Origin of the sequence: Pseudomonas sp. ES4 (assembly GCF_050586665.1) — a bacterium.
Lineage (GTDB): Bacteria > Pseudomonadota > Gammaproteobacteria > Pseudomonadales > Pseudomonadaceae > Aquipseudomonas > Aquipseudomonas frederiksbergensis.
The window spans coordinates 90651-102328 of sequence record NZ_JBOBDO010000001.1 but is presented as its reverse complement, the minus strand read 5'-3'; the positions used below and the strand labels follow the sequence as shown (position 1 = coordinate 102328).

General features: G+C 55.7%; 3 protein-coding genes. All 3 read left to right on the top strand.

Annotation, left to right across the window (positions count from 1 at the left end):
* The first annotated feature begins 118 nt into the window (after positions 1 to 118).
* Positions 119 to 3703: a Tc toxin subunit A gene (locus tag ACQ4OB_RS00425; protein ID WP_430954938.1), complete on the top strand. Its 3585-nt coding sequence runs from the start codon at positions 119 to 121 to the stop codon at positions 3701 to 3703.
* Between the two features lie 78 nt (positions 3704 to 3781).
* Positions 3782 to 7894, top strand: a complete 4113-nt coding sequence (locus ACQ4OB_RS00420) for a neuraminidase-like domain-containing protein (RefSeq protein ID WP_430954937.1) — start codon at positions 3782 to 3784, stop codon at positions 7892 to 7894.
* A complete protein-coding gene (locus ACQ4OB_RS00415) occupies positions 7891 to 11658 on the top strand; it encodes a hypothetical protein (RefSeq protein ID WP_430954936.1) in 3768 nt (1255 codons plus the stop codon). The genes ACQ4OB_RS00420 and ACQ4OB_RS00415 overlap by 4 nt, the downstream gene beginning before the upstream one ends.
* The last annotated feature ends 20 nt before the right edge of the window (positions 11659 to 11678 follow it).

Here is an 11678-nt window from a genome sequence, read left to right as displayed (position 1 = left end):
CTACTGTCATTTGTGACAGTAGACGCTACACCTGTCATGTCACCTAATGGAGCCACAGGGAATGACAGGCCCGTCATTCGTTTCACGTCGATGATGCCCAGGACACAGGAGTAACAGCATGACCCACTCCCCCAATCAAATTGCTCGACAGCTGTACGAGCAACTCTTCGACGAGCCTTTGCGCAAAGAGTTTTCAGCACTCGGCAAGTACCTGAACGAAGAGGGTTCGGTGTGCGTTCTGGCGCAAAAAGGCGTGAGTGGGCTGGTGTCAGAGTACGGGATGAGCGTTCAGCAGGCTCGCGCTTTTCAAGAACGAATCAACGGTCTGGCGACGCAGGTTGTACGTCGGTTCATCGAGTACCGGCTGGCCGATGAAGAAGCACCGGTGCAAGCGTATGCAGGGCTCAACAGTGGTCCGAACTATTCACTGTTGTTCAAACCAAATTTCGAAGAAATGTGCCCACCCAGTGCAATTGAAGCGATTCATTCGCCCGCAGCTTATCTGGTGTGTTTGATGCATTGGGCGCTGCATCGGCTGGGGACTGCGGATAATACGAAGTTACCCCTGACAGGACGGCGCCCCGACCTGGAGGCGCTGTCGGTTGACACTCTGACGGTCAATGGCACGGTGTCTTCGGTGGAGGTCATTACACGCGTAATGGAAACCTTCATCGAGAACATGAGCGGCACGACGCAGAACATCGACAGGGACTTGAGCGAACGCTTTTTCCCCAATGCATTGCCGTTTCACACCCCTTGGGAAACGCTCGATTATGTGACACGGCGATGCGACGAGTCGGTCGGCAGTGTCGTGCGCCTGTGTGATCCGTCGTTTCCGTATTTCATTCGCCCACTACCTTGGGGTGCCAAGTATGACAAGTCATTCATCCAGGCCGCGAGACTTAGTCCTGCGCAGCGGAAAATACTGACCGAGACGCCACGCGAACCGGGGGATTTTTATCAGCGCTACTTTGGGCTGCAGGCGCCGTTGGGAGGCGACCTCAGGCAAGTGAAAGTGTTCAACGAGCGAACGAAGCTGGACTATGAGCGCCTGGAAGCGTTGTTGTCGATTGAGGGATTTTCGATCGGTTTGTCTGAGAATGTGTCAGGCCCCGGTTCTGTGGATACATTTGTACTGCCTGTATCGGGGGTGCATGCCGGATCGGTCTTCATTCATAAGGGGCTCAATCCCCCTATATCCATTGTGTATGAAACCAGTGGGTCTGAGATTTTCAATTACTTCCGGAACCTTAGCCACGACCGTTTCGACCGCATAAACCGAAAACTGCGCCTGGACGCCTGGCTGCAATTACCCAGCCACGAAGTCGATGCAGTGATCGTCGCAGCCATGAACGCTGAAGAGAGATCGAACGCTGAAGATAAATCAGTTTCTGATCCAACGTACGAGATGACGGCCAACACCATTCGGACACTGGGTCTGTTCCAGGAATTACGCGAGCAGTTTGCCTGCACGTCCGAGGATTTTGCGGCGTTTGTCGGGGTAATCTCGATCTTCGGTCGGGGCACTGAAAAGGCTCAGTTCGATCGCATTTTCAACGAGGGCGGGAGTCTCCTGAACCCTTTCAAAATCGACGATGTCGGGTTTCCGATTATCCCGGTAACCAACGCGGAGTGGGTCACGGTCCACCAGTTACGCAAGGGGCTGAGCATCGACCTGGAGACCTATTTCTGCCTTGCGTATTTTGTGGCCAATGCCCATGGAGTCTCAGAGCTTGCGCGCAGTTTGCCGATAGTTTCCAGTTTCTATCGAATGGCCAGGTTACCGCGCCTGCTGGGGATTACGCCCATCCAGGCCGTCCTGCTGCTTGCCATTCTCGGCGGCGAAGATTGGGTTACTCGGCTGGCCGGCACCCCCCGGACTAACACCAATCGAAGTGAAACAACACCGGATGCACTCACTGTGATCCACGGCCTCATGGACTGTGTTCGTTGGTGTCGCGACGCCGAGTTGCCGGTGCATTGGGTCATCAAGCAGGTGACGCCCATCGTGGAGCCGGCACAACCGACAGACGCGCAACTTGGCTTGTTTACCCAATTGCAAGTCCAGCTCCTGCCCGTGTTGTTTACCGAGCAAGCACTGATCATGGTGGGTGTACCGACCCTGTCGAATAATCGCCAATGGCTGGACGTGTTGCGGGCGCTGGTGGATGAACACGGGCTGATCGTTCACTTCACCGAAACGCCGGAACAATCGTATGAGTCCTATGCCCGGGAAATGATCGATCGAGCCGTGGCAGCCGCTATTGGTGGTATCGACGACGACGCGCGACTGATCATCGTCGAGAAAATCCTCGCGGTGATGCTGCGCAGCGAGGCCGGCCAGCGCAATGTCGTGCAAGCAAGCCTGGGCGCGCATGCCGGGCTTACCTCGGAACGGGTCCTGCCAGTGCTGACATGGTCCGGTTCTACGGTGTACGGCGTACTGTCCGAGGTGCTTAATCGTTTGCCTGCCGCCGCAGACAGTGCCACTCGCCGGCAGGCCGCCGAGGCGCCGGGCGATCCGTTCCTGAGTGTGCTGGCCGAGTTTTCGCGACGCAGTAACGTGGCCACGACGCTGCAACTGAGTGCCGGTTTTCTCGTGCATTTCACGCAGGTGGGTTACCAATGGTTCGGGTTGAAGACTGTGCAGGAATTCACCCTCTCGACCCTTTATTACCTCACGGTTTACAAGCGTGCGGTCAAGTTGACCGGTCAGCCGGAGGAAAAACTGCTCGATTACCTGAAACGCGTCAACGCTTTGCCCGACCCCCTTGCCGGCGACGGGAAAGAGTTGGTTAAGGAACGGGCGGCGAAAATGCTGGCGGAGCTTTTGGCCTGGAGTGTCCGGGAAGTGCGCGCCTGCGCGGTCCACGCGAATGAGTCCGAAGGTTTTATCCGCACATTGGTGCAGCTTGATGTGCTGACCCGTATTCGAGCGTTCGCGCAGCGAAGTGGACTGGACGCCGAAACCATTCTGGACGTGGCGAATGTGGGCCCGGATAGCGTCTTCGATGATTACGAATCCGTTGCGGATCGAGTCAGTGCCAATTTGTCCGAAAGCGCCGACCCGACTCTGGCCGATGACGTCGAAGCGATAGGCCAGGATGTGCAGCTCACGTGCACTGTTAGCAAACCGCAGTTGGTGGCGAACCATCCTACAGACCTCGCCACGTACACCGTGACGGTGCAAAACCGTGCGGGCGCGAGGCAGAAATTCGTCAATGTTCATTGGCGCTGCGAGCTGGGTCGATTTGAGTCGCCAATGGTTACCACCAACAATGAGGGAGTCGCCACGGCGAGATTTTACCCCGGCCCGCTGATGGGCACGGCTGTTCCATCGTTGGAGCTGGACCTGGGCAAAAAACGCGTCGCGCCGGAAGTCGAGATCGGTCCGGATCGCGAGTCGCTGGACCTTGATACGGACAACCCTTTTCCGGAGCCTCCCGGCCCTGTGCTGCTCGGGACACTGGTTACCTTCAGAGCGACGGTGCTCGACCGGTATGGGAACCGCTTTGTGGGTGAGCAGGTGGCGTGGACAATTGAGCCCTTGCGTCAAATCCCCATCAATACTCTGACCAACAGCAAGGGTGTCGCTGAACTGACGTTCACCAGTGACGAAGAGGCGCAGGTGAAGGTCAAGGCTTTGGTGGGCGAAAACTCCCTCGTATTTCGAACCATCAAATTCGTTAAAGAACTTCCTTAACCCGGATGAGTTCGCTGGCTTGCGCCATGGCGAGGGGCAGGGCGAGCCGTGAAAACTTAACACTGACAGGAGACGGTGATGGCCAAGCAATCGTTCGGTGAACTGGCGGCTTTGCGGCGCAATGCGTTGATTGACCTCTGTTTGAATGCGAAACATACCCAGGAAGAATTTCCTTTTCCGATGGGTCTGCAAACGGCTGATGATTTGTTCGCATGGTTACGCTCAGATCCTCTGGACAGCGAGCAGGTCAATACCTCTTGGGTGGCGGAAGCCGTGAGCTGCCTGCAGCAGTACATCCATGCGGTTTATCAAAAGCTCGAGCCGGGTTACAGCGACCGCAAATTTGACCCGGATGATCTGCAAGAGTGGGATATCGCCAGCAGCTACGGCCCCTGGTCGGCGAGCCAATTGCTCAAGTGCACACCGGAAGATTACATCACGCCTTTTGTGCGCATTCGCAAAAGCAGTTTGTTCAAGGCCCTTGAAGGTCATCTGAATCAGGCCCGCCTGACCGCAGACTCAGTGCAGCAAGGGGTGCAAGAGTACCTGCGCACCTTTGAGGAAACCTGCAACTTGAATGTTCTCACCTGTTATATGGACGGCTCCAACCCGCTGAAGAGCGATTACTACTTCGTTGGCAGGGAGCGTATCGAGCCCTATCGTTATTTTTGGCGCAAAGCCGCCATAGAGCTTGCCGCCAACTCTGTCGCGGTTAACCCCACGGCGTGGGGAGAGTGGCAGCAGGCGGACATCCCCACCGACGATAGCGTGCTGGACAGCCGACTGGTGTTCTGGGAAGGGCGTTTGTGCATGGTTTGGGCCGAATGGCGCACTGGGCTGTTTGACAGGTCTGCGGGCAGGGGTTTGCTCAAGCCTTATGAACTGGAAATCAAAGTGGCGTTTATTGCGTTGAATGGACGTTGGTCACCTCCCATCCGGTTGCACCTGTCTCAGTTGGACAAGGACGTATCAAAGGACTGTCGGTTGGTGGCGGTGGTCTTGCGAAATGAACAGGACACTCAATACCCTGAGGGCCGGTTGGCTGTGCATCTCACCAATGGTACGGCAGGCGCGACGGCGAAGTCGGACAGTTCCGTTGCGATCTACGAAACCCGTGATCCGCTGATGCGCAAACTGCCGGACGAAGGGCCTGTCATGGATTATCTGGCCAATGTGTTGTTTGCCGAGCCTCTCAGCGTACAGAAAAGGGTAGCACCAGGCGATTTTCCTTCTCTTTCCAGCTCCACCGCCACAGATGAATTCGCCGATTATCTTGGCATCAAGGCTTACATCGTTGCTGACGGTTCTGGCTACAAATTGCGTGTTCAGGGGCATTGTGCACTTAAGGAACCTGGCGAAACAGGGGCCGAGAAGGAATTCACGCTGAAGGTGGAATACTCGGGAGATAACGGATCTTCCATCACCGGAAGCTACTCCCTCAACGGAGGTTGGTCGACTCCATGGCTAGAAGTAAACAGGCCTTCGTTTGCAAATTTCACGATTACTTGCACACTAAAAAAAGGTGATGACGGGAAAACCGTTGTTTTGACGGTCCCTACTTCACTGCCTGCGCAGGGGCCCTTGCCAAGCATTCATAAACCCCTTGCAGGTGCGACGGATAAAGGCGCTCAGTTTCTGGCATTCAACCAACCGGACACAGTACTCGAGCTCAAGTACGTTCGGTTGAACACGCTGATCGGCGCCGACCTGGTGTTTCGCTCCAATGTATCAATGGGGGCAGTGCTCGACTGGTCGACCCAGTTCCCGAATGAGCCAACGCTTCCAGAATTGACTGAACCGAACGGCCCGTTCGACAGCAGCAACGGTGTGTATTTCTGGGAGCTGTTCTTCCATTTGCCGCACTTGGTGGCGTGTCGCTTGCGTGACGAGAATCGTTTTCTCGAGGCCCAGCAGTGGTTGCATTACCTGTTCGACCCTCAGGCGCCCGCCAAGGCGGTCGATGGCAGTATCGGTGCGCAGCTTGCTTACTGGCGATGCCGGCCGTTGGCGGTGAAACAGGCCAGGATCGAGTACGAAGCCTTTGCGCCAACCGACCCGGACGCGATTGCCTACTCGTCGCCCCGGCATTATCAAATCGTGATCTTCCTCGACTATGTGAACAACATCATTGCGTGGGGCGACTGGCTGTACCGCCAACTGACGCGCGACAGCCTTGTAGCGGCCAAGTTGCAATACGTGCGGGCCCTGAACTTGATGGGCCGAGTGTCTGACAGTCGAACCCGCTACGAATGGTCACCCCAAGCACTGAAGGATCTGGTGGCGGAGCTCGAAACCCGATCGGCACTGGCTGACTTTGAAAAAACACTGTTACTGGAGCCCGACCAGTTGCCCGTCACGACTGCCCAATTCGTGCATCCCGGGGTATACGGCACGACATCCTTCAAGTTGCCGGTGAGCTCGCGGTTGCTCGAGTCCTATGACCTGCCGGCCAAACGTATCTATAACCTGCGACATAACCTGACTATTGACGGCAAGGCTTTGTCGATGCCGTTGTTCACCGCTATGGACCCTGGAGCATTGTTGAACCATCTGGCGGCTGGCGGTACGGGAGCCGTACGACCGATGGGCGGCCAATTGCGGGTGCCGGCGTTTCGCTGGCGAGTATTGTTTGAAGTGGCAATGCGTTCGGTGCAATTGCTACAGGAGTTTGGCAACGAGGTGCTCCGCTTGATCGAGCAACAGGATCGTGTCGAGCAGGAGGAAATGCAGCAGCGGCATCTGACCGAACTGGGCGATTTTGCCCGTCAGGTGCAAGAAGAATCCCTTGCCCAACAGCGCGCCAGCCTGATTGCATTGCAGCGCAGTCGGATAATGGTCGAGGAGCGTCAACTACATTTCAAACAGCTGTATGAGGGGGGGATCTCCGAAGACGAGTATGAAGTCATGACGTTGCTCGATGTGTCAATCGTTCTGGCGAGCGGCTCTACCGGATTCAGGACCGCAGCGAGCATCCTTGACGCGATTCCCAACATTTTTGGGGTTGCAAGCGGCGGCCATAGGCCGGGAGGTGTGCCCGAGGCTGTAGCTTTGGGCTTCCAGATTGCAGCAGATGGCGTACGCCATGCCGCCGATAAAATGGCGACGTCCGAAAGCTATCGTCGTCGCGAGCAGGAGTGGGAGCTGGCACGGGCCCAGGCCAGCGCCGAAATAAACGCGATCGATGCTCAAATCACTGCTCAGGAGCGAGCCATCGATTCGGCCCAGGCCAGTCTGGATCAAACCCTCAAGGCCAACGCTCAGGCGCTGAGCCTCTTCGATTTCCTGAAAAAACGGGCCACCAACCTGGAGCTGTATCGCTGGTTGATCGGCCAAATGAAGACCTTGCACTTTCAGGCCTACGACGCTGCTGTGGCGTTGTGCCTGAGCGCACAGGGGGCGCTCCAGGCAGAAACGTGTGAGTTCACGTCAAGCATCATCCGGCCAGATGTCTGGCTCGATCAGCGTCACGGTTTGACGGCCGGCTCCTCATTGCAGGCGGATCTGTTACGGATGGAGTCTGATTATCTGCGGCGCTATGAGCGACGCCAGGAACTGGTCAAGACAATCTCCCTGCGCCAGTTGTTCGATGACCCCACCAGCAGGCAAACGGGTTTTGAATCTTGGCTTGACGCGTTCGCTAATTTGAGAAAAGAAGGCATCCTGAATTTCGAGCTGCGCCAGTTACTGTTCGATCGTGACTACCCGGACCACTACTGTCGGCAGATCAGTTCCGTCGAAGTCACGCTGCCGGTGCTCAAATCCGCTTACGAGGATGCCAGGGCCACGCTGTTGCAGGTGGGCAGCTTCACGGCCACGCAACCGTCGTACGAATCGCTGGCGTACTTGCACGGTCCTCGCGACGGGGTAGCGCCTGCGGATGTGCTGATCAACTTGAGCAGCGGCCAGCAAGTCGCCTTGTCTGTCGGGCTGGACGACAACGGCATGGCTGTCTTCAAGCCCGATGAAGGCTTGCTCAATCCATTCGAGAACACCGGCGCGGTTTCCCGATGGAAACTGACTTTTCCCTGGCACTTGCGAACCCAGCAGGCCGCCATGCTGGCATCGATGACAGACATCGTGATCAAGGTCCGTTACACAGCCAAAGTAGGCGACGCTGCGTTTGCCAAAAAAGTCCAGGAGTGGGTAATCCAGGCCGATCCGAAGCTCGAGCCGGAGGTGGAGCCATCATGAAGACGCGGCCAAACAACACGAACAGTAACCTGGTGCTCAATGGGTATTTTGAAAAGTCCTACTATAACTGGGAGAGCCTCAACAACCCGGCCGGCTTCTCGGTGGAGGGAGCTACTTGGGAAGGAAATCCCATCAACTATGCGCAACTCAAGAACGAGGCATCGATTTTTCAAACGCTGGAAGTTGAAGTCGAGCCTGCAGAGGGCGCACGTTACCACCTCGGTTTCCTATACAAAAACACGCACAAGACAGCGCTGGGCAGAGTGCTGATCGGCAAAAAAGGTGCTGAGGATAAAGATAAGCTGAGCATCGACTTGCTCCCCACTGGAGGGGCCAGCGACGCGGATCCCTTGGAGCTCGATTTGCATCAAGGGGGGGCGTATGTGCCGCTTGAGTTAGACCTTCATAAGGGCGACGACCTTGACGTTACCCTGATCAGTCCGAAGAGAACGTCGAGCGACGCTTCCATTGCGGACATACGAATCACCCGCATTGAACTTCATGTTGAACTGCTGCCGCTGCAATTGCTGAAGTTGGTCAATGACACTCAGCGGATAGATCCTGACCAGGTGCTGTATCTGTGTCTGGGAGCTACACAGGAACAACGTCATGAATTGAGTTTTGAAGTCCATTCCGACAGCGATTGGGTGGACACCGACACTGCCTTATGGGCCGATGACAACCCGCAGGAAGCGATGATTACATCGCCTGAATTGGGGATCAACCAGCGGATCGAATTGCCATGGTTGCTTGATTGTCCTGAGCTGGAGGGGGAGGCCCCTTATCTGTTCGAATTAAATATCTACAGCAAGTACACCGCCGATCCTTATCCGATTGCGGTATCGCTGGGGCACCATCGGTTGAAGTTGAACGTACTCAAGCGTGCCACTTTTTGGCCGGTTCTGGAATATGGCCAGACAGTGCCGCTGGAGGTCCAGGTGTTGTCGCACTACACCGGCAAGCCGGTTTCGGGTGTGAAGGTTACCTGGCGCCTGGGTGAAGACGATCTGCATGTCGCCCTCTCCGATGGCGAGGGGAAAGCGGTTTTCGACTACACACCCGACAGTGATGGGTTACAGATAATTAAAGTATCGGTGCCGAGTCCTTACTACCAAGACCTTGCAGTCCAGGAATTGCTTGAAGTCCGTGTACTGAAGGACGATCCATTGAAGACGGTGCAGGTCCAGTTTGAGGGTGGCGAAGCCGCTGTCTGGGGCGAAAAAACCGGCTATCCCGACCGTGGCACGACCTACCCGGTTACCTTGATCATTCCAGCGGATAGCCCGTTATCAGACACTCAGATTGCCGTGGAATGGCGCGAGGGTGGGTACGGACCTGAAGACCTGGAGATTACTTCAGTGCCTGACTTTGGCGAGCCGAGGGATGTCACGGGCACCGAACTTGAATGGACGCTTGAGTGCGGCGATGTGCTTGACGCGCCATTCGGTCTGTTTCTCTCAAGTCCAATGCTCTTGCACGACTCGCGTGATAATGCAATGTCGCTGGCATACAACAACCTCAAGATTGGCGAAGTGCGGGAGGCCAACAAGTCACCGGCGGTGGATGAAGGCGATAGCGTGTACTGCATGGTGCAGGTACTGACACTTAACAATAAACCGGCACTCAATGTTCAGGTGGAGTGGATCTGGCCCCATGGCAGCTTCACCACTTACACCGGCATCGATGGCTGGTCCAGTGCCTTCGATAAACCGGCTGAGGCTGACCCGTACGAGATGGTGGCACATATCAAAGTACGGGAAGGTGCCACTCCTCTGACACGTCCATTCCCGATCGTTGCGTTGACCACCAGCGAGTGGAAAGACGACATTGATTTCTTTTTTGATACCAAGCCTATCGTGAGCCAAGGGGCGGGCATTTTGTGCTGGCGCGGCAAACCCCATACCTTTGGTATTGCCCCGAAACGCTCGGACAGCCCGTTCATTGGCCAAATGATTACCCTGAATTGGCGGAAGGGCGTCGACCCGGACCTGGGTCTGGTTTTCGAACCACCCCTGGGGAGTCCTGTTTTACTGACCAACGAGGGTTTGCAATGGACAATCAGATCCGGCAACGAACGTAGCGGTATTTTTGAGCTGGAGGTTGAAAGCGCCTATTTGCAGCGCAAGCGGGAACTGACAGGCCGTTTGATGGCTGAGAATTTCGATGATGAAGTGACGCTGGTGTTTGATCAAATGCCTTCGCCGATCGGTCGCAGCCCTCTATATCCTTGCATCGGTGCGATTCACCAGTTGACCCTGTTACCCAATGCATTCAGTCCGTTGCAGGGGATTGAAATGTTTTGGAGTTCAATCACTGAGCCATTGCCGCAAAAGATAGAGATTACTCCAAACACTCAAACGCCCGCACTTGTCACGGCAGGCGGCGTGCGATACGCGTTTGACTGTTCAAAAAGTTCGGGAAAGGCACATTTCAAGCTTCAGTTCCATCCGTACTCGATTTCTTCCTATGAGTCTTCTGAGCAGCTTTACCAGGTGGATCACAACAAACTCAAGGTGGGTGCTGTGCGTCACGCAGCAATTGACCCCGTGTTGAGTAAAGGTGAGCACGCTTGGCTAGAGGTTCAGTTCCTGTCATGGTTCACCGGCTTGCCGGCTTCGGGAATGCCTGTGCAGTGGCGCGATTCGACATCCCGACAAATGCAGTCCGAGACTGATGCGGATGGATGGGCTGGTCATGACTATGACGCGAAGGTGCCTGGATTAAATCGTGTCGACGCGCGGGTCGTGAATCCATATGACGGCACTTTCGCCAATGAGATCTGTGAGGTCTTTGCTCTGGATCACGATCCCTGGCTGGACCTTGACGTTCAGTCGGAGGACAACTCTACCGTTCGTAAATGGGCAGAGACGACGTTCTTCCCCCGACGAAACGGTCAGTTCGATTTTGTTGTATCGGCGAACGAGGACAGCTATTTGCATGGTCAGCACCTGGCCCTTGGACTGACGGGAACCGGGCCAAGTGAACTGGCTTTGACAATGGGCCCGGTCACGTTCGGGCAATGGCGGCCGTTGCAGGATGAACTGCCCTTCACGCTGACTGCCGGTGACGAGAAGGACGGAGGCTTTTCCTTCCGGCTCGCAGCCTCGCGACTGCTGGCGCTGTCGCCTCTTAATGCGGTGTCACTGGGGAGCAGTTCGAGAGTCATAAAAATGTCCGCCATCAACAGCCGTTTCGAGTTTATTGACTGGGGCTCAGAGTTTGAGGCACAGGTGATAGTTGTATCTGCTTTGTCAGGCAAGCCGATGGTTGGAATGGTTGTTGTCTGGGAAGGTTCGGAGCTGGAGCCGGTGTCTGTCAGGACCAATTTTTATGGAGTGGCGAAAATTCGCTTTACTCCAACCACTCCGGGAGCGGGCGAACTGACCGCGACGGTGGGCGAGGAACTTCACTCGGTGTCGGTTTCTTTGCCGTATTTCTTGAACCATCCACGGGAAATACAGGCGCTTTCCAGTCCGAATCCAATTGCACCCATAGGGACTCCGGTTTCAGCGGTCGTTACTGTAGGTTCGGCCATGACGGGTGAGCCTTTGCAAGATGTTGAGGTGATGTGGGATTACCCAAACGTCACGCTTCTTCCGACGCGCACGGATGACAAAGGGATCGCCCGGGTGTCGTTCAGATTGCCTGGTGTAAGACGGGGGCGTTTAGCAGCTACCGTGCGGGGGGGATATGGTGGTTGGGATGTAAAGCATATTGAATTTGAGTTGGTTCCAACTTCTTTCACGAGTAAAGGGGAAGTTTGATAGTTGCCAGGAGATTTTCG

Excerpts from the sequence above, each read along its gene's own strand:
- ACQ4OB_RS00425 (WP_430954938.1), top strand. The coding sequence starts at position 119 with ATGACCCACTCCCCCAATCAAATTGCTCGACAGCTGTACGAGCAACTC.
- ACQ4OB_RS00420 (WP_430954937.1), top strand. The coding sequence starts at position 3,782 with ATGGCCAAGCAATCGTTCGGTGAACTGGCGGCTTTGCGGCGCAATGCG.
- ACQ4OB_RS00415 (WP_430954936.1), top strand. The coding sequence starts at position 7,891 with ATGAAGACGCGGCCAAACAACACGAACAGTAACCTGGTGCTCAATGGG.